Origin of the sequence: Aminobacter sp. J41 (assembly GCF_000526635.1) — a bacterium.
Taxonomy (GTDB): domain Bacteria; phylum Pseudomonadota; class Alphaproteobacteria; order Rhizobiales; family Rhizobiaceae; genus Aerobium.
In genome coordinates this window covers 1-26,676 of sequence record NZ_JAGL01000041.1, presented here as the reverse complement: position 1 = coordinate 26,676, position 26,676 = coordinate 1, and the positions used below count along the sequence as shown (strand labels likewise).

Here is a 26,676-nt window from a genome sequence, read left to right as displayed (position 1 = left end):
CTGCTGTTCCATCTGCTGAGCACGCTCTACGAGCGCACCAGCGTCGTCATCACCACCAACCTCAGCTTCAGCGAATGGGCGACCGTCTTCGGCGACGCCAAGATGACGACGGCGCTGCTCGATCGGCTCACCCATCACTGCCACATCCTGGAGACCGGAAACGACAGCTTCCGCTTCAAGAACAGCTCTGCCCAGACCACACCGACAAAGAAGGAGAAAGCACCCACCTTGACTAAGTCCTGAGACCCAAACCATACATGAAGGCGGGTCACTTCTCGGCGAAAATCCCGGGTCAACTCTCAGCGGAAATCAACACCGTGTGGAACCGTGGCTATTTTGTGGCCACAACGTGACTGCCACAATGGACAAAAGTTGTTGGAACCAAAAATCGACAACCGTTACAATGAGTTAGGAAACGCCGACACTTTCGAACGACACGCTGCGTCAATCTGGAACTGTGGCACGTGGCAGCGCGAATTTGCCGCCTCAATTTGGGGCGAATATGGTGGGCCCGGAGGGACTCGAACCCCCAACCAAGCGGTTATGAGCCGCCGGCTCTAACCATTGAGCTACAGGCCCCACGTCGCTGAACTAGTTGGTTTTTGGCCGAGGCACAAGGTGTTCGCCGCAATCCCCGCATAATGAGTGAGTATCCGCCTGGTTTCAGGCACTCTTTCGGAGATCGACATGAACCGCAGATACTTGCCTCTCCTCCTCGCCGCCGCCCTCTCGGTTCCCTCCCTCGCCGCGGCGCAGGAGCCGCCACGGCCTCCGCACCAGCCGCGCATCCATGTCGCTGGCGAAGGTGAGGCATCGGTCGCACCGGACATGGCGATCGTCAGCCTGAGCGTCATGCGCGAGGCTGAAACCGCGCGCGAAGCGCTCGACCAAAATAACACGGCCATCGCTGAAGTGATCGCAGCCCTGAAAGAAGCCGGGATCGAGGCGCGTGATTTGCAGACCGCCGGCCTGCAGATCAACCCGCGCTACGTCTTCCCGCAGGACAATTCCGGCGAGCCGCCGCGGATCCAAGGCTACCAGGTGTCGAACACCCTCACCGTCCGCATCCGCGACATTTCCAAGGTCGGCGAGATCATCGACAAGTCGGTCTCGCTCGGCGTCAACCAGGGCGGAAGCATCAGCTTCACCAACAGCGATTCGTCAGCGACTGTGACCGAGGCGCGCAAGCGCGCGGTGAAGGATGCGGTCAGCCGCGCGACGACGCTGGCGGAAGCTGCCGGCGTGAAACTCGGGTCGATCGTCGAGATCAGTGAGCACTCGATGATGCCGCAGCCGATGCCGATCAGCGCGCGTGCATTCAAGATGGAAGCTGCCGCTGCCGATGCGGTGCCGGTGGAGGCCGGGGAAAACACTTACCGCGTACAGGTGAGCGTCACATTCGAGATCGCGCAGTAGCTAAAAGCGATCCGGGATCAACAGGCTGAGGCCGAATCCTGAATCAGTTTGTCCGGTAGTTGAATCACTTTCTCCGGAACGAAAAGCCCGGCATCGCTGCCGGGCTTTTTTGCTGGAGGATGGTGTCCCTGGCCTAACGGAGGGTCGGGCAGCCGTTAACGTTCGCGAAGGCGATCGTGTGGAAACGACGGCCGTGGCGGCGTCCCTCGACCTCGATCACACGGCGGTTCTCACGGACGACGGCAACGTCGCGAAGGCCCATGCGGCTCGCCTTGCGGACCGCCTCGCGCGGCGAGCAGTGGCCGCGGACGTGGTGGCGCGGCGGATGGTGACGGTCGGGACCGCGGAAGTCGCGGCGGTCGCGGTCGTTAAAGTGGAAGCCCACTCCGCCATTGCCGAAGCCGAGGTAGAAACCGCCGGTCTGCGCCTGCGCAGCGGACGGAATGGACGCGATGGCTCCGAGGCCGATCAGGGCGGAAAGAACTGCGGTCTTGGCGAATTTCATCATCAACATTCTCCTGTCGGGCTCAGTTTGTCCTGATTGGATGCCCGCATGATGGTTGAGCGAGGCTGAACGATCTCGGAACTCGTCGTTCATGTGCGGTTCATAATGATGAAAGAGGCACCAAGAGGGCCCTTAAGAGGCTAGAGTGTGCGTGCCCAGAATTGCATCGGCTTCGATGTTGCGTCGCTTTCCCCGATGTCCTTCCACGAGAACTCGCAGATGAGTCCCTCGACCTTCTGGTAGCCGCGCTTTGCCCAGAAGGCATCGAGCGGCTGGTAGTCCGCGGGTCGCAGCGGATGGTCAGCCGGCCGGATGACGGCGCAGAACACGCACTTTGAAAAGTCCTGGTCACGCGCTGCCCGTTCGCGCTCCTCGAAGAAGCGCACGCCGATCCCCTGCCCGCGATAGCCCTTCTGCAGCACCGATTCGCCGAAATAGAAATACTCGCTCGTGTCGAGGCCGCGGTCGGCGAACGGCTTGCCGAATTCCTCATGATGATCGGTCAGCGGCGAGGCCGTCGCCGCTCCGATGAGACGCGAGCCGTCCAGCGCACCAATCACCACCGCGCCCGGCGACTTCATGAAGGTCGACAGGTACTGACGCTCGTAGTCTATGTCGCCCTCGTAGAGGTAGGGGAAATCGCGAAAGACCTCGATCCGCAGCCGGGCGAGGTCGTCGAAGGCGGCTTCCGCCTCCGACCGGGTAAGCCGCCGAACGTCAGCCATCTCAGTCCTTCGAAACCTGTGCGATCCAGTCTTCGAGATTGTAGTAAGTCGTCACGCGCGAGATCAGGCCGTTGTCGATATCAAAGAAGATGCCGGCCGGCAGGACGTACTTCTGGCCCTTGGCTTCCGGCAGGCCCTCGGCAGTCTCGAGATAGGTGCCGTGGACGGTGAATTCCGCAGCCGCGCGTCCGCCACCCTGAGCGACCATGATGACGACGTCGGTCAGCTCCTCGCGGTAGTGCCGCTTCATCATGCCGTTGAACCAGCGGAACTTGTCCTTGCCGATCTCGCGGCCGCCCTGGTTGATGTCGTGCGCGACGTCTTCCGTCAGGCATGCCAGCATGCCCTCGCTGTCGCCCGCATTGAAGGCGGCGATGTAGCGCTCGATCAGGGCAAGGGTGTTGGCTTCAGTCATGAGGAATTCCCCTTCTCAGTATGATTCGCGGGGAACCATAGCGGCCGGGGAATTTATGCCAAGGGGCAAGCGGCCCCTACGGCTCCTCGTCCAGCATGTGCGCGAAGTAGTCCTCGGGCTCGGAAAGGTCGTCCTCGCTGGCGGTGACGCAGCCCTTGACCGAGATGCCGGCAACATGAACCGTCTCGCGGCTGCCGGACACGAGATGATGCCACCAGTAGAGCGGCTCACCATTGGCAACGAGGCGATAGGCGCAGGTCTTTGGCAGCCAAGTGATCGTGCGCACCTTTTCCGGCGTCAGGCCAACGCAGTCGGGAACCTTCGACAGACGATTGGGATAGTCGCGGCAGCTGCAGGTTTCGTCGTCAAATAGTCGGCAGCCGACGGTAGTCCAGTAGATGTCGCCGGTGTCCTCGTCCTCGAGCTTCGACAGGCAGCATTTGCCACAGCCGTCGCACAGCAGCTCCCACTCCTGCGGGCTCAGTTCCTCGAGCGTCTTTTCCATCCAGAACGGCTGCTGTGTCATGGCTACCGTTTGAGCGCTTGCGGCGGGGGCGTCAAGGGCAAGACGGCCTCCGCCACGAATTTGCCGCGGCTTTGCCCCGCCCCTGCCCAAGATGCCGCCGGGAAGGAACCTTCGGGGGGCGATAGAAGTTGCCGTGCGTTGGGACGACCGGACAGGAGACTACCAAGATGCACACCCGATCCAGTTTTCTAGCAGGCACGGCGCTGGCGCTCGTGATGCTTGCCGGGCAAGCAACCGCTGCACAGCCCGGATTTGCCGAGCCGGTCGCGGCACCAAATGATCATGGCAACCTGATGATCCTGGCGCAGGCTGAGGAAGGCTTGAGCGAAGAGGAACTGCTGCGTCGCCGCGCCGAGGAAGAAGCGGAGCGCGCCCGCCAAGGCGGAGGCCAAGAGCAGCCGGCAGAAGAGGAACAGCAGCAGGAAGCGCCTGCCGAGCAGCCTGCCCCACCTGCCGAAAAGCCGACGGCACCGGCCGAGGAAGCTCCAGCTCCGGCTGAGGAAGCACCTGCACCGGAAGAGCAGACTCCTCCTGCTCCTGAAGAAGCACCGGCACCTGAGCCTCAGGCCGAAGAGCCGCCTGCAGCCGAAGAGCCTCCCGCAGAGGCGCCGGCCGCCGAGGAGTCACCTGCAGAGGCTCCAGCCGCTGACGAACCCGCACCACCGGCTGAAGAACCCGCCGAACAACCGGCTGAGGAACAATCCGCGCCTGAAGAGGCAACCCCACCATCCGATGAAGCCCCGACACCAACGCCTGCTCCTGAAGCAGCACCTCAGGATGCCGCTCCTGAGCCTGAGACGCCGGCCGAGGAAACCCCGGAAGCAGCGCCTGCGCCAACTCCCGCGCCCGATGCCCCTACACCTCCGACAGGAGAAGCGCCGACGCCGGCACCTGCCCCGGAAGCCGCGCCGAGTGGCGAGGCTCCTGCTGAGGAACAACCCGCTGCTCCAGCAGGGCAGTCGGAAGGCGCGCCGCCCGCTGCTGCACCTGCACCTGCAGCACCCGCCGCTCCCCAGGAGGGCGCTGCTCCTCCGGCAGAAGGCCAGCCTCCAGTTACGGAAGGCGCCAGCGAACCGATTGGCGACCAGGCTCCGCTGCTCGACAGCGCTAAGGAAGCTCCTGCTCCCGCACCAGAGGGTGGCCAGCCAGCTCCGGATGCCGCCCAACAGCCAGCACAGGCTCCGGCAGCTCCTGCCGGACCGCCGCCTACCACGGACGTCGAGGCACAGCAGCTTGAGCAGCCGGTCGAGTTCCGCTCGCTGCGCGAAGAGCAAGGTCAGCGCATCGACAATTTCGAGGGCCGCCGCGAGCGCTGGGAGGGCGCCGAACCGGTCCGCGAGTTTGGCGACCGCACGGTGATCCAGTTCAACAACCAGATCATCGTCCGCAGCGACGATCGCGACCGCATCGGACGCGACGCTCAGGAAGTCTATTACGAGGAGTTGCCGCGCGGCCGCTACCGCGAGACCGTTGTGCGCCCGAATGGTGTGCAGGTCGTCACGGTTTATGACCGCTACGGCGACGTGGTGGAGCGTTCACGTTTCACCTCGGACGGGCGCGAATATGTGCTTGTCTATTCCGACGGCGGACGCCGCGACCGTGACGATCGCCGCCGCGGCTGGCGCGATCCGGGCCAAGATCTTCCGCCGCTGCGCCTGACCATTCCCGCTAATGAGTATATCCTCGACGCCGGCGGGGTCCAGGATGAGGATGTCTACTACGAGTTCCTCGAGCAGCCGCCGGTCGAGCCGGTCCGGCGCCTCTACTCGGTTGACGAGGTCCGTTACTCGGCCCGTGTCCGAGACAGCGTCCGCCGCGTCGAGCTCGATACGATCAATTTCGAGTTCGGCTCTGCCACCATCACGGATGACGCGATCCCGAGGCTCGAGGGCGTGGCGAATGCCATGAACAAGCTGCTCGAGAAGAACCCCGGCGAGGTGTTCCTGATTGAGGGTCACACTGACGCTGTCGGCTCAAATGAGGCGAACCTGGCCCTCTCCGACCGCCGGGCTGAGTCCATCGCGACCGCCCTGACCAACGTGTTCGGCATCCCGCCGGAAAATCTGGTCACGCAGGGCTACGGCGAGACCTATCTCAAGGTGAAGACGGAGGAGCCAGAGCGCGAGAACCGCCGCGTTGCCATCCGCCGCATCACCCCGTTGGTCGCTCCGGTCGCAAGCGCACAGTAACGCGACCGACAGCGAAGAAGACCCGGCTGGCCGCCGCCGGCCGGGTTTTCATGTCTGTCTAGAACGCGCGCAATACCTTCGTCGCGCTTCGTTGGAACACCTCGTCCGGAACGAAGAAGTCAGCCGCAAGCTGGGTAGCGCCGGGGGCATAGACGGAGAAGTCAGTGACGCCCTCTTCGCGGAGCACCTCCTCGTCTATGAAGAAGTTGCCGGTCGTCTCGCGTGCCGGGCGATTTACGATCGCATAGGCCGCATCGGCCATGATCCGGGGCGACCGGCTCATCGAGGCGACCGCCTCTCCGCCTAGAAGGTTGCGCACGGCGGCGGTGTCGATCGCCGTCAGCGGCCACAGAGAATTCACCGCGATCCCTTCGCTGGCGAACTCGGCGCTCATGCCGAGCGTGCACATCGACATGCCGTATTTCGCCATCGTGTAGGCGACGTGGTTCTTGAACCATTTGGCCTTCATGTCGAGCGGCGGAGCCAGATTCAAAATATGAGGATTTTCCGCCAACCGCAGGTGCGGAATGCACATTTTTGACACGAGGAAGGTGCCTCGCGTGTTGATCTGGTGCATCAGATCGAAGCGCTTCATGTCGGTGGCGAGCGTCGGCGTCAGGCTGATCGCGCTGGCATTGTTGATGCAAATGTCGATGCCGCCGAATACTTCGACCGTCTTCGCGACCGCCTCGCGGACCTGGGCTTCATCGCGGATATCGCAGACCACCGGCAGCGCCCTGCCGCCTGCCTTCTCGATCTCTTCGGCGGCAGTGTAGATCGTCCCCGGCAACTTAGGGTGCGGCTCGGCGGTCTTCGCTGCGATGGTAACGTTTGCGCCGTCGCGCGCGGCGCGCAGGGCGACAGCCAGGCCGATCCCCCGCGAGCCTCCCGAGATGAAAAGCGTCTTCCCCTTGAGCGACATTTATGGCCCTCCCCGTGATCGCGATGGTCAACGTGGAAACCTAGCATGCGTTCGCGCGTCGCGCGGCTGGTTTGTCAGTAGCGGATTTCGGCCCGTTCCGACCTCGTTGAAATCCCGCTCGTCGACACGGTCGCGCTCCTTGAGGAGGCAACGACCCTGTCGTCGCTGATCCGCGCGGTTGCAACGACGCCATAGGCCGCACAGCCTGTGAGCAATCCTGCGATCAGGAGGATCGAAAGACGCTGCATCGCCCTAGCCGAAGATCCGGTCTCCCTGTTCATCGATGACCTGCTGCGCCTTGCGGATGGTGACGTCGATCGCGTCCTGCCTAGACGCAAACCGGTCGGCACGAATGAAGCGGTGCTCCCTGAGTTCGCCGTTGATCTCCTTCGAGATCACGCCGCAGGTCTGGTACTGGCCCCCTTCAAGGTAGGGAGTGGGAAGTATCCTGTAGCCCTTATGCTCGACAGGCTCGCCGGCTTCCTCTTGCTTGGCCGCGCCGCCACCGCCAAACAGCTTCTTCCAGAACGACATCTTCGTCTCCCATCTCTGACTGGCTCCCTCTATGCCGCAGCGGCACTGGAAAGGAAACCGGTCAGCTTGCGAGATGCAGCACGACCTCGCGCCGGTGCGGACGGTCGCGGTGCTCGAACAGATAGATGCCCTGCCAGGTTCCCAATGCAAGCCTGCCACCCATCACAGGGACCGACAGCGAGACCGCGTTGAGCGCCGCCTTGATGTGGGCCGGCATGTCATCCGGCCCTTCGGTGGTGTGCACCATCCAGCGCATCGACGGGTCGTTCGACGGCGGCACCAGCCTCCGGAAGAACTCGTTGAGGTCGCGCTGGACATCCGGATCTGCATTTTCCTGGATGATCAGCGAGCACGAGGTATGGCGCACGAAGACGGTGAACAGGCCGGTTTGGATCCCCGCGTTCCTGACGAAGGCGGATGCCTGGTCGGTGAACTCGTAGAGCCCTTGCCCGTGGGTTGAAATCGTCAGAACCGTCTGCTGCGCCATGCCTGCCTCAAGCGTTTGCCTCGCGCTCCAGCACCTTCTGAACGGCCGGGCGCTGCTTCATCCGTTCGCGGTGCTCCATTACCCGCGGAATGAGCGAGGTGTCGACATTATCACCTTCAATCCACTGCGCGACCGTGAAGAGATAGGAATCGGCGACGGTGTACTGGTCTCCCATCACCCATGGTCCACGGAACATGTTGTCCTCGACCATCTTAAAGCAAGCGGTCACGACCTCCGGCATCTTTCGCTTCATCTCCGCCTGCGCGGCCTCGTCATCAGCCCAGCGGTAAGCGCGCCGTCCGTGCGCGTGCGCGACATGCAGAGTAGAGCAGAGATAGGAATTGAACGCCTGCAGCTCGGCAAAGGCGAAATAGTCGGCGACAGGCGCAAGTGCTGCGCCCGGGAATGACTGCGCGATATAGGCGAGGATCGCCGGGGTCTCGGTGAGGATGCCGCGCGGTGTGACCAGCGCCGGCACGCGCCCCTTCGGGTTTACGCGCAGATATTCCGGCGACTGCTGCTCGTTGGTCGCAAAATCGACCTTGCGCGCCTCGTAGTCAGCGCCTGCTTCCTCAAGCGCGATATGCGACGCGAGCGAACAACCGCCCCGTCCAAAATAAAGGGTCAACATCGGCAAATACCTCCCAATCCGGATGGCCGCAGGCTGGACCGGTTTGCACGCGAATGCAATTGCGGGAGACGCCGATACTGAAAGCCGTCAGACCGGACGCGCCTCGTCCGTGTACTGCTCAGCGAACTCGCCCGTCGGCGGTATGGGCTTGATGATGTCGATGAGGACGCCGTTGGGATCGCTGGTGATGAAGTGGCGCTGGCCGAATGCCTCGTCGCGTAGCGAAAGCAGGATCGGCAACCCCGCAGCCGACAGCCGCGCATGCTCGGCGTCGACATCCTCGACCTCGAAGTTGAGCAGAAGGCCACTCACCCTTCCCCTGCCCTCGGCGGGGATCGTCTTGTGGTCGCCAGCAAGAATGGCGAGGTTGATGGTCTCGTCCTCCGTCGAGGTCAGGTGGACGTACCACTCATTCTCGAAGGCGGGCCTGAACCGGAAGTGCTCGATGTAGAAGCGCGCGGTCCCGGCAACATCGCCGGTCATGATCACGGGGTAGAAGCTGGTCGCCTTCATGGCCTTCCCTTTCGCCTTCTATTCACATACATTCTGTATGTATTCTGACCGTTAACATACAGGCTGCATGCATGCAAGAAGCCGTTTCTGCACGTCGCTCCAATCGGGAGCGCACGGAGGCGACCCGCGCCGCGCTCATCGCGGCCGCGCGTAACCTCTTCATTGAGAAATCATATGCGGAGACAGGAACGCCGGAGATTGTGGCCGCTGCCGGGGTGACCCGTGGGGCGCTCTACCACCACTTCGCCGACAAGCAGGCACTGTTTAGGGCGGTGGTTGAAGCGGAGGCAGCCGCCGTAGCGGCGGAGATCGACGCGGCAACCGAAGCTCCTGCCTCGGTGCGCCAGGCTCTGCTCGACGGGGCGGACGCCTTCTTCCGGGCGATGGCAGTCAACGGACGCACGCGCCTCCTGCTGCTGGACGGGCCGGCAGTCCTCGGCCGGTCGCTCATGGACGAAATCGACGAGCGCTACGGCGGACGCACGCTCGTGGAAGGGCTGACGGCCGCAATGGAAGCGGGCGAACTGCAGCAGCTTCCTGTCCCTGCGCTCGCCGCGCAATTGTCAGCGATGTTCGACCGCGCAGCTCTCGCGATCGAAGCCGGTGCAAGCGTGGAAGATCACCGCAAGGTTTTCGCCGCGATCATTGACGCCCTCTCTACGCGCTAGCTTGTGCCTTCGCAGGCTCCGGCAGCGTGGTGTCGCCCTCGCCCAGCGCGCGCTGCATCATCACCGTGTCGATCCAGCGACCGAACTTGAAGCCAGTCGAGGCGAGCGTGCCGGTGTGATGGAAGCCGAGGCTGCGGTGCAGGTTGATCGAGCCATGGTTGGCGCTGTCGCCGATCACCGCTATCATCTGGCGCCAGGGTCCCCGCTCGCAGCGGCGGATCAGCTCGGTGAGCAGCACCTTGCCAATGCCGCGCCCACCAAGTCCCGGCGCCACGTAGACCGAATCCTCGATCGAGTAGCGATAGGCAATGCGCGGGCGGAACATCCCTGCATAGGCATAGCCCTGCACCTTGCCATCGATCTCGGCGACAAGATACGGCAGTCCGGACGCGAGAACCGTTTCGCGGCGTTTGCACATTTCCTCGAGGCCCGGAGCAGCCTCCTCGAAGGACGCGGTGCCGTGGAGCACGTGGTGGGCGTAAATCTCCTGGACGACGGTCATGTCCTCGACGGTGCAGTCGCGGACAACGACATCCGCACGCTCCAACTTCTGGTTCATCTGCTGACGCTCATGGAATGGATCAAAGAGGCGATAGCCCGAGGCGGGCGAAGCAGAAGCCTACACCCTCTGCGCGCCCCGCAACAACATCCTGATCGGGACCGAAATCGGCCTGTACACCGTAACCTTCCGCACCGAGGCGCTTATAGACGTGGGTGACGAGGTTCGCCGCCTCGATCACCCAGACCTCTGGTATGCCGTAGGCAGCATAGACGCCGAGCTTTCGCCCGCGGTCATAAGCCAAGCTCGAGTCGGAAATCTCGACGGCCAGCAGGACATGGTGGCCACGCAGGTCACCGGCCAAGAAAAAACCCGGCGCTGAGGCCGGGTTTTGAAGTCTTAGCTGTCGAGGAAGCTGCGCAGCTTGCGGCTGCGGCTCGGGTGCTTCAGCTTGCGAAGCGCCTTCGCCTCGATCTGGCGGATACGCTCCCGCGTCACGGAGAACTGCTGGCCCACCTCCTCGAGGGTGTGGTCGGTGTTCATGCCGATGCCGAAGCGCATGCGCAGCACGCGCTCTTCGCGCGGCGTGAGCGATGCCAGCACGCGCGTGGTCGTCTCGCGCAGGTTCGCCTGGATCGCCGCATCGATTGGCAGCAGAGCGTTTTTGTCCTCGATGAAGTCACCGAGGTGTGAATCTTCCTCGTCGCCCACCGGGGTTTCGAGCGAGATCGGCTCCTTGGCGATCTTCAGGACCTTGCGGACCTTCTCGAGCGGCATCGCCAACTTTTCGGCCAGCTCTTCCGGAGTCGGCTCGCGGCCGATTTCGTGCAGCATCTGGCGCGAGGTACGGACGATCTTGTTGATCGTCTCGATCATGTGCACCGGGATGCGGATCGTGCGTGCCTGGTCGGCGATCGAGCGGGTGATCGCCTGACGGATCCACCACGTCGCGTAGGTCGAGAACTTGTACCCGCGACGGTACTCGAACTTGTCGACCGCCTTCATCAGGCCGATGTTGCCTTCCTGGATGAGGTCCAGGAACTGCAGGCCGCGGTTCGTGTACTTCTTGGCGATCGAGATCACGAGACGCAGGTTCGCCTCGACCATTTCCTTCTTGGCGATTGCGGCTTCGCGCTCGCCCTTCTGGACCTGGTTGACGATCTTGCGGAACTCGGCGATCGAAATGCCGGTTTCGGTGGCGAGGTTCTGGATCTCCGCGCGGATGTCGCGGATGGTGTCCTTCTCGTTCTGGTAGAATTCCTTCCAGCCGCGGCTGGAGAGGTTGGCAATCCGCTTGATCCAGTTCGGATCGAGCTCGCTGCCCTGGTACTCGCGCAGGAAGTCCTCACGGCGGACGCCGTAGCTTTCGGCTAGGCGCAGCAGCTTGCCCTCGTTCTGCACGAGACGCTTGTTGATATCGTAGAGCTGCTCGACCAGTGCCTCAATGCGGGCCTGGTTGAGCGACAGCGACTTCACGGCCGTGACCAGCTGGTCCTTGAGCTGCTTGTAGGAGCGCTCCTGGCTGGACGACAGGCTGCCGGCAGCGGCAAGGCGCTGCTCGACCTGCTGGTCCTGCAGCTTGCGCAGCTTCTTGTAGGTCGAAGCGATGACGTCGAGGGTTTCCATGACCTGCGGGCGAAGCTCAGCTTCCATCGCCGCAAGCGACAGGTTGGTCTCGTCCTCGTCTTCTTCCTCTTCCTCGACCCGGGTCTCGCCGCCGACATTGGTAATGTCGTCGTCTTCACCACGGCGACGACCGGGCTTGGCGTCTTCCTTCGGCTTGGCGTCTTCCTCGATGCGCTCGACGATCGGAGCCTGCTTGGCCTCGGGCCCGGCATAGGTGGCCTCGAGGTCAATGATCTCGCGCAGGAGAATCTTGCCCTCGTTGAGCTCATCGCGCCAGATGATGATGGCCTGGAAGGTCAGCGGGCTCTCGCACAGACCCGCGATCATCGTCTCGCGGCCGGCCTCGATGCGCTTCGCAATCGCGATTTCGCCCTCGCGCGACAGCAGCTCGACCGAGCCCATCTCGCGCAGGTACATGCGGACCGGATCGTCGGTACGGTCGGTCGGCTCTTTCTTGGTCGGCGCGGCCGCCAGCGCGGTGCCGGTCGATTCTGCCAGCTCGGTGGACTCGTCGTCGTCGTCGCTCTCAGCTTCCTCGCCAGCCTCGTCGTCCTCCACGACGTTGATGCCCATGTCGGAGAGCATCGCCATCGTGTCCTCGATCTGCTCCGACGTCACTTCCTCGGAAGGAAGCACGGCATTCAGCTCGTCCATCGTGACATAGCCGCGCTTCTTCGCGACCTTTATCATCTTCTTGACGGCGTCGTCGGAAAGGTCGAGCAGCGGGCCGTCCGGCGCGCCTTCGCGTTCGTTTTCGACCTCTTCCTTCTCTTTCGTCGCCATATTGTCTCTTCTCCAGAGGCTGAAGCTTCAATCGAGGCCTTCAGGGCCTCAGCGCATGTGGCAAATCATCTGAACTTCGCCGGTGAATCGCGATACCTGCTTCTGCCTTAATGCTCGATTAACCCTGTCACATTCGGCATATAGACATCGTCGCGGATCCGACCAGCCGCCGTTGCGTTCACATTTTACGGGCGCTGTTGATTTTTTCCCGGCTCACGGCAGATTTCCATTGATCCTGATTCCGCCAAACGTGCGGAAGGTCAAGCGTCAGAAACCTGATTCGCAGCAAAAAAGCGAATCAAATGCACGACGTGCAGCTTCGGGCAGTGCCACTGGGCCCGAACGTGATGCCTATGTAGGGTGTGTTCTTAATTCTGCAAGTGGCGCGAGTTTGCAACCTTAAATCGCTGCTATCCCCTGCCCGATTGAACGCCGAAGCCGTCAACCAGCGCCTCGAGCCGCTCCAGGTTGGCGATGTCGAGGCTGATCGTGTTGAGCACCTGCAGGAGATGCTGCGAGGTCTGCTCCTCCCCCTTCTCCACCGCATCGGCCAGCGCCTGCTGAACGCTGGCCCGCTGGCGTTTCAGCTCCCGCGCCTTGGTTTGCAATGCCGCTGCCTGGCTAAAAGCCTCGCGTGCATCCTCAATGGCCGCATCCTCTAGCGCCGGCCAGATCCGCGCCTTGCGGACGAGTGCCACCGCCCGCTCCCACGACGCTTCATGCCCTGCAGCCGCCAGAGCGGCGATCAGCGCCTTGCGCTCATGGTCGACGCCATTGGCGAGCGCATCGAGGACCGCCGAGTGCAGCTTGCGAAGCTCCGGATGCGGCAGATCCATGTCGGCGAACTCTTCGAAATGCTCGTCGATCAACTCCGGGTGATTGATCATCGAGACGATCATTGCCGTCTCGCGCAACGGCAAAGTGCCACCGCTCGCGCGAACAAGGGCCGAACGGGCAAGGCTCTCGCTCACTGCGATCCGTCCGGCCGCAATCTGCCCCTGCTTCCCGCCACGCCCGCCGCCGAAGCCACGCTCCCCACCGAAGCGGCTCTTCTGCGGGCCGCGGTCGCGCGGGCCGAAGAAGCTTTGCACCCGGTCGCGCATGTCCTGCTGGTAATGGCGGCGAACACTTTCGTCCTTGATGCGGCCGGTCAGTTCGCGCAGGTTCTTTTCAAGTTCGGCGCGGCGCTCCGGCGTGTCGAAAACGCCACCAGAGGTCTCACGCAGCCACAACAGCTCGGCCAGCGGCCGCGCCTCATTGAGCACGGAGCGGAATGCATCCGGCCCGCCACTGCGGACAAGATCGTCCGGATCCTGGCCCTCCGGCAGCAGCGCAAAGCGCAGCGTCTTGCCCGGCTCGATCAGCGGCAGCGCAAGGTCCGCTGCCCGCCAGGCCGCCTTGAGGCCGGCCTGGTCGCCATCGAAGCAGAGAATGGGCTCGCCCGTCATCCTCCAGAGCAGTTCGAGCTGGTTCTCCGTCAGCGCGGTGCCAAGCGGGGCAACGACATGCTCGAACCCCGCCTGCGCCAGGGCAATCACATCCATATAGCCTTCGACAGCAATGACGGTGCCCGCCTTCACCTGCGCCTTGCGAGCCCGGGCGAAGTTGTAGAGCACATTGCCCTTGTGGAAGAGCTCGGTGTCGTTGGAGTTGAGGTACTTTGCCGGAACGTCATTCGACAACGCGCGGCCGCCGAAGGCGATTACCCTGCCCCGCGAATCCTCGATCGGGAACATGACGCGGTCGCGGAACCGGTCGTAGGAAACCGGAATGTCGGGACCATGGACGACCAGCCCCACCGCCTCGATCTGCTCGCGCGCAACGCCCTTGCTGGCGAGGTATTCCTTCAGCGCATTGCGGCTGTCCGGCGCGTAGCCGAGGCGGAACGTCTGCTGGGTAGCCGATGACAGACCGCGCTCGCGCAGGTAGGCCCTCGCCTTGGCTCCTTCAGCCGCATGCAGCTTTTCCTGGAAGAAGCGGGTCGCCAGCTCCATCACGTCGGTGAGGGTCGCGCGCTCACGCTCCCTGCGCTCGGCCTGCGCGTCGCGCGCCGGCATTGCCACGCCGGCCATTTCGGCGAGGCGCTCCACCGCTTCCGGGAACGCCATGCCGTCGAGCTCGGTCAGGAACTTGAAGTGGTCGCCGGTGACGCCGCAGCCGAAGCAATGGTAGCGGCCCTTGCGATCCTCGCAGTGGAAGGACGGCGACTTCTCGCCGTGAAACGGACAGCAGGCCCAGTAATCCCCGCGCTGGACGTTGGTCTTGCGCCTGTCCCACGTCACGCGGGTACCGACCACGGCCGAGATCGGAACACGATCGCGTATCTCGTCGAGGAAGGATTGCGGAAAGCGCATCGGTCAACCGAACTGACTATGGGAGTCCTATATAGGACGAAGGCAGCGGCGGAAGCGAACGACTTCTCATGGGATCACCAGAATTCACACCCATAAGCGACGCTAGGGACACCCGTAAGAAAAACCGATATTCGTTTAACCGGCTAACAAGATATCCCTTGGAAAGTAAAAAGCTCTTGCTACCATGGCGGCCATGAATCAAACGGTGATCAACAGGCGAGGCGCGCGCGGCGCGCAGATTTTCGAATGAGCGGCTCGGTCGTTCTTATTCATCTGGCGGGGGCGGTCGCCCTTCTGCTCTGGGCAACGCGCACCGTCCGCACGGGCGTTGAGCGCGCCTATGGCGACATCTTGCGCCGCAAGCTGCGCGGAACGCTGAAGAATCCGATCGCAGCGGCCGCGGCTGGCGCGCTGCTTGCGATCGCCTTCCAAAGTTCCACTGCCGTGGCGCTGCTCGTCGGCTCGTTCGTCGGATCCGGGATCGTTGGCTCCGCCTCGGGCCTGATCGCCGTGCTTGGCGCCGACCTCGGCTCCGCATTCGTCGTCAAGCTGCTGTCCTTCGACCTGTCGCTGCTGGTCCCGATCACTATCTTCTTCGGCACCGCGATCTTCATGGCCACCGAGCGCGCCGCCTGGCGCCAGTTCGGCCGCATTCTGGTCGGCATCGGCCTGCTGCTCCTGTCGCTGCAGCTGATCGGCAGCGCCTCCGAGCCGCTGCGCCACAGCGACCTTTTGCCGATCATCATCAACTATCTCTCCGGCGACGTCGTCACGGCGTTCCTGATCGCAGCTGTGATGACCTGGCTTTTCCATTCGAGCGTCGCCTTCATCCTGCTGGTGGTGGCGCTGGCAACGCGCGGCATCATCCCGGCCGAACTCGGTGTCGTACTAGCGTTGGGCGCCAACCTGGGCGGCGGCCTGATCGCGGCGCTCCTGTCGCGCACCATGCCGGCGCCGAGCCGCGTCGTTCCGCTCGGCAACCTGATCGTCCGCGGCGTCGGAGCTGTAATCGCACTGATCGTGCTTTCGATCTTCAATCCGCCGCTCAGCTACCTCGGCGATACCGCCCCGCTGCAGATTATCCATGCTCACATCGCCTTCAACATCGCGCTGGTCATCCTTGCGATGCCGATCGCAGGCCTCGTCACGAGCATGCTCGAGAGCATGACATCCTCGGCCCAGTCGGCATCGGCACTCGAGGATCGCGAGGCGAGCGCGCTGGATCCGGACGCTCTCAACACGCCGTCCCGCGCCCTCGCCAACGTCACGCGCGCCGTGGTCGGCGTCTGCGAGACGGTCGAGGTGATGCTGAAGAACATCATGGAGCTCTACGAGGAGCCGAGCCGCGAAGGCATGGAAGAGCTCGCATCGCTTGACGACCGCGTCGACCGGAAGCACGCGGCAATCAAGCTCTACCTCGCCCGCATCCCGGCCGAGCAGATGGATGAGCAGGACGTGCAGCGCACGCATGAGCTGCTGGACGCCTGTGTCAAACTCGAGCAGGTCGGCGACATCATTACCCGCAACATGCTGGTGCACGTTCGCAAGAAGCTCGAGCGCGGGCTGACCTTCACCCCGGAAGGCTGGCGCGAGCTGACCAACCTGCACGCAAGCGTGCTGAACAACGCACGCCTTGCCTTCAACGTCGTGATTAGCCGCGACCCGGCGACGGCACAGGCGCTGGTTCGCGAGAAAGACCGCATGCGCGATCTCGAACGCGAGACGAGCCAGCGCCACTTCGAGCGCCTGCGCACCGGCACCAAGAAGAGCCTCGAGACCAGCTCGCTCCACCTCGACACGATCCGCGACCTCAAGCAGATCAACTCGCTGCTCGCGTCGATGGCGTATCCGGTCCTCGAGGAGCACGGCCTGCTGCGCGGCTCGCGCCTGGCGCAGGCCGCGGAGTAAGTCAGTCAGCCTCGGTGAAGACGACATCCATCGGGATGTCGTACGGCTGCGGGTAGATCGTCAGGATTCGCTGCAGCGAATAACCGATGCCGATGACAAGCGGCTTGCTCGGCAGTGACGCCAGCGTGCGGTCATAGAACCCGCCGCCGTAGCCCAGCCGGTAGTTCTGCGCATCGAAGCCCACTACCGGTGAGATCACGACGTCGGGGATAACGCGCACATCCTCGACCGGGATCGGGATGTTCCATACGCCTTTTTCGAGCTTGTCGCCGGGCGTCCATACGCGGAAGATCAGCGGCGTCGCCTTGGCAATGACCACCGGCAGCGCCATGCGCCCGCCCTTGTCGATCACCCGCTGCGCCCAGCCGCGCAAGTCGGGCTCGCCGCGAAATGGCCAGTAGATGGATACGGTCCTGCCGGCATAGTCGCCGACGCGGCGGTCGATCTTGTCGCAGATCACCGCGGCATGGGCAGCACGGACATCGGCGGGAAGCTCCAGCCGCGCCGCGATCAACCGTTCGCGCTCTGCCTTGCGCCAGCGCCTGACATCGGCCTCGGCGCTCGGGTCGCCCGCAGGCGCGCTCCCCTCGCCGCCAAGCTCGTGCATGAAGCAGGGTGGCGACGCGTAGGTGCCGCTGCCGCCAGCCGTGTCCTGTTCATCGTTCATCGCACTCCTCCTGCCCCAAGACTAACCGTCATGGACAAGGAGGTGCACCCCGAATGCGACGTCTTCGCAGCGAATACGTCGCACACGAGCGAAGTGGCTAGCTCAGCATTTCCTTGATGAGACCGCTCGCCTTGCCGAAGTCGAGTTGGCCGGTGTAGCGCTCCTTGAGGTAAGCCATCACCTTGCCCATGTCCTTCACGCTTGCCGCACCCGTCTCAGCCACTGCCTTTGCGATTGCATCGCGCGTCTGCGCCTCGTCCATCTGCTGCGGCAGGTATTCGCGGATGATAGCTATCTCGGAGCGCTCCTTGGCGGCGAGCTCGGCACGCCCCCCCTCTTCATAGGCCTTGGCGGATTCCTCGCGCTGCTTCACCAGCTTGGTGAGAATCTGCAGAATCTCCTCGCTGGAGGCGGCGTCCTTGCCCGCGCCGCGATTGGCGATGTCCCGGTCCTGGATCGCGGCGTTGATCATGCGCAGAGTCGACGTCCGTTCCTTGTCCTGCGCCTTCTGTGCTTCCCTCAGGGCCTTCGTGATCGTTTCGCGCATATCTTTTTCCTTCGTTCTTTTGGGGTCGGCTCTCACCGATGATTGACCGCGCCGATGGCTTCACCTATGGACCGGGCGAAACTATCTCAATGTTGCGCGACAGAGGCAGACGGCTCCCCGCCGCGCATACGCCTGCGCGATGCGTCCTGCAAGCAGGACCATTTCAAGCACGGCCTGCCACGAACGGAGAATGGCCATGACCGGTACGACCGCCCCGACCTTGCCCTGGCAGACGAAGAAGCCCACCGCCTTGCTGGTGCTGGCCGACGGAACGGTGATTGAAGGCACCGGCGTTGGCGCCACTGGGCATGTGGTGGCTGAAGTCTGCTTCAACACGGCCCTCACGGGCTACCAGGAAATTCTGACCGATCCGTCCTACACCGGACAGATCGTCACCTTCACCTTCCCGCATATCGGCAATGTCGGTACGAACGGCGAGGACATTGAAGACCTCACTCCGGCAGCACGCCACGGTGCGGTCGGCGCCATCTTCAAGGGCGACATCACCAACCCGTCGAACTACCGCAACAGCGAGGCGCTCGATGCCTGGCTGAAGCACCGCGGCATCATCGCCATGTGCAATATCGACACGCGCGCGCTGACGGCGCTGATCCGCGACAAGGGCGCGCCGAATGCGGTGATCGCCCACTCGCCGGACGGCGTCTTCGACGTCGAGGCGCTAAAGAAGGAAGCGCGCGAATGGTCCGGCCTCGTCGGCCTCGACCTCGCCAAGGACGTGACCTCCGGCCAGTCATCGACCTGGACCGAGACCCCGTGGGTCTGGGACGAGGGCTATGACGAGCAGAAGGAGCCGTCGATGCACATCGTTGCCGTCGACTACGGCGTCAAGCGCAACATCCTGCGCCTGCTTGCCGGGCTCGGCGCCAAGGTGACGGTCGTTCCGGCCAGGACCTCGGCTGACGAAATCCTCGCCATGAACCCGGACGGCGTCTTCCTGTCGAACGGCCCCGGCGACCCGGCAGCGACCGGCGAATATGCCGTGCCTGTCGTGCAGGACCTGCTCAAGGCCGACCTGCCGATGTTCGGCATCTGCCTAGGCCACCAGATCCTCGCCCTCGCCGTCGGCGCCAAGACCGAGAAGATGCACCAGGGCCACCACGGCGCGAACCACCCGGTCAAGGACCACACCACCGGAAAGGTCGAGATCGTATCGATGAACCACGGCTTCGCGGTCGACTCGAAGTCGCTGCCGGAAGGCGTTGTCGAGACTCACGTTTCGCTGTTCGACGGCTCCAACTGCGGCATCGCGCTGGCCGGCAAGCCGGTGTTCTCGGTGCAGCACCATCCGGAGGCGTCTCCGGGTCCGCAGGACTCGCACTACCTCTTCCGCCGCTTCGTCAACATGATCCGCGAGCGCCGCGGGGAGCCGGCTCTGGCGGAGCGCTGATCAGCGCGCTGACCAACAATCGTTGCCAACGAAAATGGCGGCTCCGAGCCGCCGTTTTTGTTGGGTTAGATTCTGAGTGGCGGATGGTCCAGGCACGCCCCCTTGTGCATCCCCACTTTCCGCATGATGCTCCCTGCACTGCCCATTCTGGAATGCGGCTTAGCGGATCCGTTCCGGCATGGATCCTCGGCTCAAGGCCGAGGATGACGATGTGGGAAGGTTTCTGAAAGTCGTCGGCGCCGGCATTGATGGCGCGCTGCCTTCGGCGGTTAAGCAGAACCATTCAGCTTCGTCATCCTCGGCCTTGAGCCGAGGATCCATGCCGGAACGCTGGAGCCCGGAACGGCGGTTGAGAATCCCGCGCGGCAGAAACAACTGCCTCTTCTGTGACCAGCGCATAGCCCCCAAACAAAAAGGCGGGCCGTGAGCCCGCCTTCTTCATCCAAATGTTTCGTCACTCAGACCGGGTTGTTGAACGTATCGCAGTCCTCGAGCCGGCCGTTGCGCAGGCCGTTGGCGAACCAGGTCATGCGCTGCTTGGACGTACCGTGGTTGAAGCTTTCCGGAACGACGTAGCCCTGAGTGCGCTTTTGCAGCGTGTCATCACCGATCTGGTTGGCGGCATTCAGCGCCTCCTCGATGTCGCCCTGCTCCAGCAGGCCCTTCTGCGCGGTGTAATGCGCCCAGATGCCAGCGAAGCAGTCGGCCTGCAGCTCGACACGGGTCGACATGCGATTGGCTTCCACCTGGCTCATGCTCTGCCGCTGGCGGTTGAATTCCGGCAGCACGCCGATCAGGTTCTGGACGTGGTGGCCGACTTCATGCGCGATCACATAAGCCTGCGCGAAGTCGCCCGACGCCTTGAACTTCTGCGCCAGCTCGCGGAAGAAGCCGAGGTCGATGTAAACCTTGCGATCGCCGGGGCAGTAGAACGGCCCCGAGGCCGACGAAGCATAGCCGCAGGCCGACTGGATCTGGTTGGTGAAGAGCACCAGCCGCGGCTCGCTGTATTCCTGCCCCTCGGCCTGGAAGATGCCGTTCCAGACACCCTCGGTCTCCGCGAGCACGACGGAAACGAACTGCGCCTCTTCGTCGGTCACCTGACTGTTGCCCTGCTGCTCAAAGCCAATCTGCTGGCCGCCGCCGATACCGCCACCCTCGAGGATCTGCAGCGGATCGATGCCGCACGCGCGGAGCGCGAAGAACAGCACGACCAGAATGATGATGCCGGAGAGGCCACCGCCGCCAGCGCCACGGCCTATCGGCAACCGGATGGGCCCGCCTCCCCCAATACGGCCGCCCGGCATACCGCCGCCGCGTCTGTCCTCGATATTGCTGCTTTGCCGACGGCCCTTCCAGAGCATGGTACAAGTCCTGTTGATGATCGTTCGACATTAGCCGAACGACTGCCACGTTCAAAGTGCGTTGGGTAAGGCCAGCCTGACGACGCTGGCAGGACAATCTTAGCCTTTGGCGTCGCCACCGGCGCTACGGGCTCGTTCCTCGAACCTGTCGCTGCCTTTCCTGAGGTCGGAGCCCTTTTCCTCCTCAACCTTGCGCTCTTCCTCGCGCGTGGCCCGGTGCAGGCCTTCAGCCGATTCCTTGCCGGTCTTGGTGGGTGCGTTTTCCTTGCCCATCGTGAACTCCCGTCGCCGCGAGGTTGATCTTCCTCGATAACGCTTGGCGGCATGCGACGTTCCCGCAGGCCAACCCATGCTTCTGCCAGCAGCTCCAGACCCGAAAAATCATCGTTAATCCGGCATTAAGCATGGGCCGATAGCGTGCCGCGACAACCCCCGACTGGTCCTTGCGCATGAACGCCCTCACCCCGCTGATCGAACTTGCACACCAGAAGAGCCTCGACCTCTTCTTCCGTGCTGGTCAGGGGTACCTTGCCGGATCGCCTCATCAGCACGGCCAGCAAGCAAGCGGTTGGGGACTGTCTCCTGTTGGCGTCCACTCGAAGGCCAGGGAGCGCATTGTCTGCGCCGTGCGCGAGATGCCGTCTTCCGCGCAGGTCTACGCACGGCCCGGTCACTGAGCCGTTACGGCAGAACCTTCCTGTGGAGGAATGCCTGCTGTGCGCAAACAGCTGGGCAAGCTGCATTTCCGGGGTTCCCACGCCCGGTTCCTTCCCCTATAAGGCCCGCCTAGCCTTACAGAACCAAAACTTGTTACGACCGGCCGAGGCCTCCCCTGGCGCAGCAGCGTTCTAAAAGGGGCATCCGCGACCGGTATTCGTGCAAGCTCAAAAAGACGGATGCTCCCATGCCGAAACGCACCGATATCAAATCGATCCTCATCATCGGCGCGGGCCCCATTGTCATCGGGCAGGCATGCGAGTTCGACTACTCCGGCACGCAGGCCTGCAAGGCGCTGAAGGCCGAGGGCTACCGCATCATCCTGGTCAACTCCAATCCCGCGACGATCATGACCGATCCGGAGCTGGCGGACGCGACCTACATCGAGCCGATCACCCCGGAAGTCGTCGCCAAGATCATCGCCAAGGAGCGCCCGGATGCGCTGCTCCCGACGATGGGCGGCCAGACCGCGCTCAACACCGCGCTGTCGCTTCGCCGCATGGGTGTGCTCGACCGCTACAATGTCGAGATGATCGGCGCCAACGCCGAGGCGATCGACAAGGCCGAGGACCGCGCACTGTTCCGCGAAGCTATGGCCCGCATCGGCCTCGAGACGCCGCGCTCGATGCTCGCCAATGCCACCGAGGTCAAGGAAGCCGACCGCCGCGAGCATGAGGCGCGCCGCGAGGCGCTGAAGGCCTCGAACCCGGCCGATCTTGACGCGGCGCTCGACGCGCTCGAGACCGAGTGGAACCTCGGCGAAGGCGACCGCAAGCAGCGCTACATTGCCCACGCCATGGGCGTGGCCGCACAGGCGCTCGACTTCGTCGGTCTGCCGGCGATCATCCGCCCGTCCTTCACCATGGGCGGCACCGGCGGCGGCATCGCCTACAACCGCCAGGAATTTTTCGACATCGTCCAGGCCGGCCTCGACGCCTCGCCGACCACCGAAGTCCTGATCGAGGAGTCGGTGCTGGGCTGGAAAGAGTATGAGATGGAAGTCGTCCGCGACAGGGCGGACAACTGCATCATCATCTGCTCGATCGAGAACCTCGACCCGATGGGCGTGCACACCGGCGACTCGATCACCGTCGCCCCTGCCCTGACGCTGACCGACAAGGAATATCAGATGATGCGCAACGCCTCGATCGCGGTGCTGCGCGAGATCGGCGTTGAGACCGGCGGCTCGAACGTTCAGTTCGCGGTCAACCCGGCCGACGGTCGCCTGGTCGTGATCGAGATGAACCCGCGCGTGTCGCGCTCGTCGGCGCTTGCCTCCAAGGCGACCGGCTTCCCGATCGCCAAGGTCGCGGCGAAGCTCGCCGTCGGCTACACGCTTGACGAGCTGGAAAACGACATCACCGGCGGCGCGACCCCGGCCGCCTTCGAGCCGTCGATCGACTACGTCGTCACCAAGATCCCGCGCTTCGCGTTCGAAAAGTTCCCGGGCGCCGAGCCGACGCTGACCACCGCGATGAAGTCGGTCGGCGAGGTCATGGCGATCGGCCGCACCTTCCAGGAATCGCTGCAGAAGGCCCTGCGCGGACTCGAAACCGGCCTTACCGGCCTCGATGAGATCGAGATCCCCGGCCTTGGCCAGGGCGACGACAAGAACGCCATCCGCGCCGCGCTTGGCACGCCGACGCCGGACCGCCTGCGCATGGTCGCGCAGGCCATGCGCATGGGCACCTCGCTCGAGGACGTCCATGAGATGTGCAAGATCGACCCGTGGTTCCTCGAGCAGATCGACGGCATCATCCGCATGGAGGCCCGCATCCGCGAGCACGGCCTGCCGCAGGATGCCGAAAACCTGCGCATGCTGAAGGCGATGGGCTTCTCCGACGCCCGCCTGGCCTCGCTAGCCGGCAAGGATGCCGCCGAGGTCGCGGCACTCCGCAACAAGCTCGACGTTCACCCGGTCTTCAAGCGCATCGACACCTGCGCGGCCGAGTTCGCCTCGCCGACCGCCTACATGTACTCGTCCTACGAGGTCCCGTTCGCAGGGGCGCTCGCCGACGAGGCCAAGGTGTCGGACAAGAAAAAGGTCGTCATCCTCGGCGGCGGTCCGAACCGCATCGGCCAGGGCATCGAGTTCGACTACTGCTGCTGCCATGCGTGCTTCGCGCTGTCGGACGCCGGCTACGAGACCATCATGGTCAACTGCAACCCGGAGACGGTCTCGACCGACTACGACACCTCGGACCGCCTCTACTTCGAGCCGCTGACCGCTGAGGACGTGCTGGAGATCCTGCGCGTCGAGCAGCAGTCGGGCCAGCTGCATGGCGTTATCGTCCAATTCGGCGGCCAAACCCCGCTGAAGCTCGCCGAGGCGCTCGAGGCAGCCGGCATCCCGATTCTCGGCACCGAGCCGGACATGATCGACCTCGCCGAGGACCGTGACCGGTTCCAGAAGCTGCTGCGCAAGCTCAACCTCAAGCAGCCGAAGAACGGCATCGCCTTCTCGGTCGAGCAGGCCCGCACCGTCGCTTCCGAACTTGGCTTCCCGCTGGTCGTGCGCCCGTCCTACGTGCTGGGCGGCCGCGCGATGCAGATCATCTTCCAGGAAAGCCAGCTGCAGTCCTACCTGCTCGACACCGTTCCGGGACTGGTCCCCGAGGACATCAAGCAGAAGTACCCGAATGACAAGACGGGCCAGATCAACACGCTGCTCGGCAAGAACCCGCTGCTCTTCGACACCTACCTGTCGGAAGCGATCGAGATCGACGTCGACGCGCTCTGCGACGGCGAGAACGTCTACGTCTCGGGCATCATGGAGCACATCGAGGAAGCCGGCATCCACTCCGGCGACTCAGCCTGCTCGCTGCCTGTACGCTCGCTCTCGCCTGAGCTGGTGGCCGAACTCGAGCGCCAGACGGCAGCCCTTGCGCGGGGCCTCCATGTCGGCGGCCTGATGAACGTCCAGTACGCGATCAAGAACGGCGAAATCTTCGTCCTCGAGGTCAACCCGCGTGCCTCTCGTACCGTCCCGTTCGTCGCCAAGACCGTCGGCCGCCCGATCGCCAAGATCGCCGCCCGCATCATGGCTGGCGAGACGCTGGATGAGGCTTTCGGCCACTACGGCTCGAAGCCGGTCCTGTCGGAGCTGAAGCACATCGCGGTCAAGGAAGCCGTGTTCCCCTTCGCCCGCTTCCCGGGCGTGGACACGCTGCTTGGACCGGAGATGAAGTCGACCGGCGAGGTCATGGGCCTCGACGCGGACTTCGCCCTTGCCTTCGCCAAGAGCCAGCTCGGCGCCGGCGTCGACCTGCCGCGCTCCGGCACCGTGTTCGTCTCCGTCCGCGACGACGACAAGGCGAAGGTGTTGCCATCGGTGAAGCGCCTCGCTGACCTTGGCTTCAAGGTGCTGGCAACCGGCGGCACGCAGCGCTTCCTCGCCGAAAACGGCGTCGCAGCCGAGAAGATCAACAAGGTGCTGGAAGGCCGTCCGCATATCGAGGACGCGATCCGCAACCGTCAGGTTCAACTCGTCTTCAACACCACCGACAGCCAGAAGGCGGTGTCCGACTCCAAGTCGCTGCGCCGTGCGACCCTGATGCACAAGGTGCCCTACTACACGACGATGGCTGGTGCCGCCGCTGCCGCCGAAGCCATCGCCGCGCTGAAGGCCGGCTCGCTGGAAGTCCGCCCGCTGCAGGAATATTTCTGAGCCTGAGCTTTTTGGACCGGCCCGCCATGCGGCGCCCGGTCCAACGCCTGACACAATCGTCACGCCAACTCCCTGCCCTCACCGGCAGGGAGTTTTTTTTGTTTGGACATTATCGATTTCACGCCGCCAGAGATCGTGGCGCGGAATGCCGCGCAGGGTCTCGCATGGCGCGAGCGCTATGGCCGCGGCGGAACGGAAGTGGGCGTTGCGCGCGCAAAGGATCTCGTCGCGCGTCGCGATCTTTCGCCCGAAACCATCCGGCGGATGGTGAGCTACTTCGCCCGCCACGAAGTCGACAAGCGCGGGAAAAACTTCTTCAACGACGACAACCCCTCAGCCGGCCGCATCGCCTGGCTGCTCTGGGGCGGCGACGAAGGCCGGGAGTGGGCGCAGGGGATCAAGGAGCGGATGGGGAGGAGTTCATAAGCGCCGCTCCAAACCGCATTGTCGACCAGCAACGGCTGTGCATACTTCCCTGGGCAACGTGGTTTCTTCCAGGGGGGATAGCAAGTGTCCTTTGATAAGACGTCACTATGGCGAAGGGGACTCGAGCCGAAGAAAAAGTATGAATTCGCTCAGGAACAAGAGCGATTACGCTCCGCCTTTAATCAAGCACGCAAAAATACATCAGAGCTCCTGCAGCACATACCGGAAGACTGCGAGAATCTGACGATTCACGATATCACACATATCGATGCGTTATGGGATATTGCTGATCAGATTGCAGGAGAAGCCTTCCACCTAAACCCAGCCGAGACGTTTGTGTTCGGCATGGCGTTATTGATTCACGATGCAGGACTTGCTGCCGTCTCCGTAGAAGGCGGAACGAATGCAATTTACTCTTCAAGTGAGTTTCAGGATATTGAGGCGTCACTGTCGTCTCTATCCGAGCCATCACATCGCCGCGCTGCAGCGTTGTTTACATATTTACGAGAACATCACGCAAAGATTGCCTCGACCCTTCTAACCCGAACGTGGAAAAATCCAGTCAATCAACAAGATATTTTCCTGTTAGAAGATGCCGGACTGCGGAGCGCATACGGTGAAACTATTGGACGTATTGCGGAAAGCCACCACTGGCCGCCCTCTGACCTTACTGCTAAATTGCGCAGCGTCGTCGGAGCGGCTCCCGATCTTCCCAACGAATGGCAACTAAACGAAGTTAAAATCGCCCTTCTTTTACGTTGTGCCGATGCGGCCCATATCGATGGGCGCCGCGCGCCGCTGTTCCAATACGCGCTTCGTCAACCAAAGGGTTTGTCCGATAATCATTGGCGATGGTGTCCCACCGCGTGGTGTAACTGACGGCATTGGTCGCCGTGCTGTCCGGCTTGGCCGGGTTGGTCAGCGTGCTGCTACTGCTGGCAGGCTGATGAAGGGATCATCGCTCAATTGTCCGACGCTTTCCAGCGTCATGTAGCGGGCACGCTGAACGGCCCATTCATCGTTCTGTTCGAGCAGCAGGGCTCCGACGAGACGCACGATGGCGTCGTCATTCGGGAATATGCCGACGACATCGGTGCGCCGCTTGATCTCCCCGTTAAGGCGTTCGATCGGATTCGTGCTGTGAAGCTTGGCCCGATGCTCCTTCGGGAAGGTCATGTA

The 26,676-nt window shown here is 63.2% G+C and carries 28 protein-coding genes, 1 tRNA gene and 1 pseudogene; 11 read left to right on the top strand and 19 right to left on the bottom strand.

Annotated features, from left to right (window positions below; all coding sequences use genetic code 11):
- Positions 1-243, top strand: a 243-nt coding sequence (locus L630_RS0118245) for an ATP-binding protein (protein WP_024849649.1), incomplete at its 5' end; no start/stop codon positions are given.
- 260 nt (positions 244-503) lie between these two features.
- Here L630_RS0118245 and L630_RS0118240 read toward each other — a convergent pair.
- Positions 504-579, bottom strand: a tRNA-Ile gene (locus tag L630_RS0118240).
- A gap of 108 nt (positions 580-687) precedes the next feature.
- On the opposite strand from L630_RS0118240, the gene L630_RS0118235 reads away from it, so the two are divergent.
- A complete protein-coding gene (locus L630_RS0118235) occupies positions 688-1,416 on the top strand; it encodes an SIMPL domain-containing protein (protein ID WP_024849648.1) in 729 nt (242 codons plus the stop codon).
- Positions 1,417-1,549: 133 nt separating this feature from the next.
- Here L630_RS0118235 and L630_RS0118230 read toward each other — a convergent pair whose 3' ends face one another.
- From L630_RS0118230 to L630_RS0118215, 4 genes are all read right to left on the bottom strand, one after another.
- Entirely contained in the window at positions 1,550-1,924 is a 375-nt protein-coding gene (locus tag L630_RS0118230; protein ID WP_024849647.1) for a hypothetical protein, read from the bottom strand.
- A gap of 137 nt (positions 1,925-2,061) precedes the next feature.
- Positions 2,062-2,646: a GNAT family N-acetyltransferase gene (locus L630_RS0118225; RefSeq protein WP_024849646.1), complete on the bottom strand. Its 585-nt coding sequence runs from the start codon at positions 2,644-2,646 to the stop codon at positions 2,062-2,064.
- A 1-nt stretch (position 2,647) separates the two neighbouring features.
- Complete coding sequence (locus L630_RS0118220) at positions 2,648-3,061, bottom strand: ketosteroid isomerase-related protein (RefSeq protein WP_024849645.1); 414 nt, start codon at positions 3,059-3,061, stop codon at positions 2,648-2,650.
- Positions 3,062-3,137: 76 nt separating this feature from the next.
- Positions 3,138-3,587 carry a YcgN family cysteine cluster protein gene (locus L630_RS0118215; protein WP_024849644.1) on the bottom strand — a complete coding sequence of 150 codons (450 nt, stop codon included), beginning with the start codon at positions 3,585-3,587 and terminating at the stop codon, positions 3,138-3,140.
- Positions 3,588-3,754: 167 nt separating this feature from the next.
- Between L630_RS0118215 and L630_RS0118210 the strand changes: the two genes are divergently transcribed.
- The gene (locus tag L630_RS0118210) at positions 3,755-5,776 is read left to right on the top strand and encodes an OmpA family protein (RefSeq protein WP_024849643.1); all 2,022 of its coding nucleotides are present in this window, start codon (positions 3,755-3,757) and stop codon (positions 5,774-5,776) included.
- Between the two features lie 58 nt (positions 5,777-5,834).
- Here the strand turns inward: L630_RS0118210 and L630_RS0118205 are convergent, their stop codons facing one another.
- From L630_RS0118205 to L630_RS0118180, 5 genes are all read right to left on the bottom strand, one after another.
- Positions 5,835-6,698, bottom strand: coding sequence for an NAD(P)-dependent oxidoreductase (locus L630_RS0118205; protein ID WP_024849642.1), 864 nt, complete (start codon positions 6,696-6,698; stop codon positions 5,835-5,837).
- 252 nt (positions 6,699-6,950) lie between these two features.
- Complete coding sequence (locus tag L630_RS0118195) at positions 6,951-7,232, bottom strand: HlyU family transcriptional regulator (protein ID WP_024849641.1); 282 nt, start codon at positions 7,230-7,232, stop codon at positions 6,951-6,953.
- Positions 7,233-7,293: 61 nt separating this feature from the next.
- Positions 7,294-7,719, bottom strand: a complete 426-nt coding sequence (locus L630_RS0118190) for a secondary thiamine-phosphate synthase enzyme YjbQ (RefSeq protein WP_024849640.1) — start codon at positions 7,717-7,719, stop codon at positions 7,294-7,296.
- 7 nt (positions 7,720-7,726) lie between these two features.
- Complete coding sequence (locus L630_RS0118185) at positions 7,727-8,350, bottom strand: glutathione S-transferase family protein (RefSeq protein ID WP_024849639.1); 624 nt, start codon at positions 8,348-8,350, stop codon at positions 7,727-7,729.
- Positions 8,351-8,437: 87 nt separating this feature from the next.
- Positions 8,438-8,863 carry a VOC family protein gene (locus L630_RS0118180; protein WP_024849638.1) on the bottom strand — a complete coding sequence of 142 codons (426 nt, stop codon included), beginning with the start codon at positions 8,861-8,863 and terminating at the stop codon, positions 8,438-8,440.
- Positions 8,864-8,934: 71 nt separating this feature from the next.
- On the opposite strand from L630_RS0118180, the gene L630_RS0118175 reads away from it, so the two are divergent.
- Positions 8,935-9,531 (top strand): TetR/AcrR family transcriptional regulator, encoded by a 597-nt coding sequence (locus tag L630_RS0118175; RefSeq protein ID WP_024849637.1) that lies wholly within the window; start codon positions 8,935-8,937, stop codon positions 9,529-9,531.
- Here the strand turns inward: L630_RS0118175 and L630_RS0118170 are convergent.
- The 4 genes and pseudogenes from L630_RS0118170 to dnaG all read right to left on the bottom strand — a co-directional run bounded on the left by L630_RS0118170 (position 9,521) and on the right by dnaG (position 14,793).
- Positions 9,521-10,090 carry a GNAT family N-acetyltransferase gene (locus L630_RS0118170; RefSeq protein ID WP_024849636.1) on the bottom strand — a complete coding sequence of 190 codons (570 nt, stop codon included), beginning with the start codon at positions 10,088-10,090 and terminating at the stop codon, positions 9,521-9,523. The two genes, L630_RS0118175 and L630_RS0118170, sit on opposite strands and share 11 nt — an antisense overlap.
- Before the next feature lie 22 nt (positions 10,091-10,112).
- A pseudogene (locus tag L630_RS0118165) lies at positions 10,113-10,418 on the bottom strand (Uma2 family endonuclease); the annotation flags it as partial.
- Positions 10,419-10,429: 11 nt separating this feature from the next.
- Positions 10,430-12,439 (bottom strand): RNA polymerase sigma factor RpoD, encoded by a 2,010-nt coding sequence (gene rpoD / locus L630_RS0118160; RefSeq protein WP_024849634.1) that lies wholly within the window; start codon positions 12,437-12,439, stop codon positions 10,430-10,432.
- Positions 12,440-12,849: 410 nt separating this feature from the next.
- The gene (gene dnaG, locus L630_RS0118155) at positions 12,850-14,793 is read right to left on the bottom strand and encodes a DNA primase (RefSeq protein ID WP_024849633.1); all 1,944 of its coding nucleotides are present in this window, start codon (positions 14,791-14,793) and stop codon (positions 12,850-12,852) included.
- A gap of 246 nt (positions 14,794-15,039) precedes the next feature.
- On the opposite strand from dnaG, the gene L630_RS0118150 reads away from it, so the two are divergent.
- Positions 15,040-16,701: a Na/Pi cotransporter family protein gene (locus L630_RS0118150; RefSeq protein WP_024849632.1), complete on the top strand. Its 1,662-nt coding sequence runs from the start codon at positions 15,040-15,042 to the stop codon at positions 16,699-16,701.
- A gap of 1 nt (position 16,702) precedes the next feature.
- Here the strand turns inward: L630_RS0118150 and L630_RS0118145 are convergent, their stop codons facing one another.
- Together L630_RS0118145 and L630_RS0118140 are read right to left on the bottom strand one after the other, a co-directional pair.
- Positions 16,703-17,368: a 5-formyltetrahydrofolate cyclo-ligase gene (locus L630_RS0118145; protein ID WP_024849631.1), complete on the bottom strand. Its 666-nt coding sequence runs from the start codon at positions 17,366-17,368 to the stop codon at positions 16,703-16,705.
- Between the two features lie 97 nt (positions 17,369-17,465).
- Positions 17,466-17,915 (bottom strand): GatB/YqeY domain-containing protein, encoded by a 450-nt coding sequence (locus L630_RS0118140; RefSeq protein WP_024849630.1) that lies wholly within the window; start codon positions 17,913-17,915, stop codon positions 17,466-17,468.
- 196 nt (positions 17,916-18,111) lie between these two features.
- On the opposite strand from L630_RS0118140, the gene carA reads away from it, so the two are divergent.
- On the top strand, positions 18,112-19,323 hold the full coding sequence (gene carA, locus L630_RS0118135; protein ID WP_034330845.1) for a glutamine-hydrolyzing carbamoyl-phosphate synthase small subunit: 1,212 nt from the start codon (positions 18,112-18,114) through the stop codon (positions 19,321-19,323).
- Between the two features lie 178 nt (positions 19,324-19,501).
- The gene (locus tag L630_RS23000; protein WP_144708832.1) at positions 19,502-19,750 is read left to right on the top strand and encodes a hypothetical protein; all 249 of its coding nucleotides are present in this window, start codon (positions 19,502-19,504) and stop codon (positions 19,748-19,750) included.
- Positions 19,751-19,781: 31 nt separating this feature from the next.
- On the opposite strand, the gene L630_RS0118130 is transcribed toward L630_RS23000, so the two are convergent.
- Both L630_RS0118130 and L630_RS23225 read right to left on the bottom strand, forming a co-directional pair.
- Complete coding sequence (locus L630_RS0118130; protein ID WP_024849628.1) at positions 19,782-20,687, bottom strand: neutral zinc metallopeptidase; 906 nt, start codon at positions 20,685-20,687, stop codon at positions 19,782-19,784.
- 99 nt (positions 20,688-20,786) lie between these two features.
- A complete protein-coding gene (locus L630_RS23225) occupies positions 20,787-20,960 on the bottom strand; it encodes a hypothetical protein (RefSeq protein WP_186441493.1) in 174 nt (57 codons plus the stop codon).
- 176 nt (positions 20,961-21,136) lie between these two features.
- Between L630_RS23225 and L630_RS22995 the strand changes: the two genes are divergently transcribed.
- The 4 genes from L630_RS22995 (at position 21,137) to L630_RS22990 (ending at position 26,376) form a co-directional block, all read left to right on the top strand.
- Positions 21,137-21,364: a hypothetical protein gene (locus L630_RS22995; protein ID WP_144708830.1), complete on the top strand. Its 228-nt coding sequence runs from the start codon at positions 21,137-21,139 to the stop codon at positions 21,362-21,364.
- A gap of 227 nt (positions 21,365-21,591) precedes the next feature.
- A complete protein-coding gene (carB, locus tag L630_RS0118120; protein ID WP_024849627.1) occupies positions 21,592-25,071 on the top strand; it encodes a carbamoyl-phosphate synthase large subunit in 3,480 nt (1,159 codons plus the stop codon).
- Positions 25,072-25,173: 102 nt separating this feature from the next.
- Entirely contained in the window at positions 25,174-25,497 is a 324-nt protein-coding gene (locus L630_RS0118115; protein WP_024849626.1) for a hypothetical protein, read from the top strand.
- 84 nt (positions 25,498-25,581) lie between these two features.
- A complete protein-coding gene (locus L630_RS22990; RefSeq protein WP_144708828.1) occupies positions 25,582-26,376 on the top strand; it encodes a hypothetical protein in 795 nt (264 codons plus the stop codon).
- Positions 26,377-26,415: 39 nt separating this feature from the next.
- Here L630_RS22990 and L630_RS21775 read toward each other — a convergent pair.
- A partial coding sequence (locus L630_RS21775) for a transposase (protein ID WP_034330844.1) occupies positions 26,416-26,676 on the bottom strand: 261 nt, incomplete at its 5' end.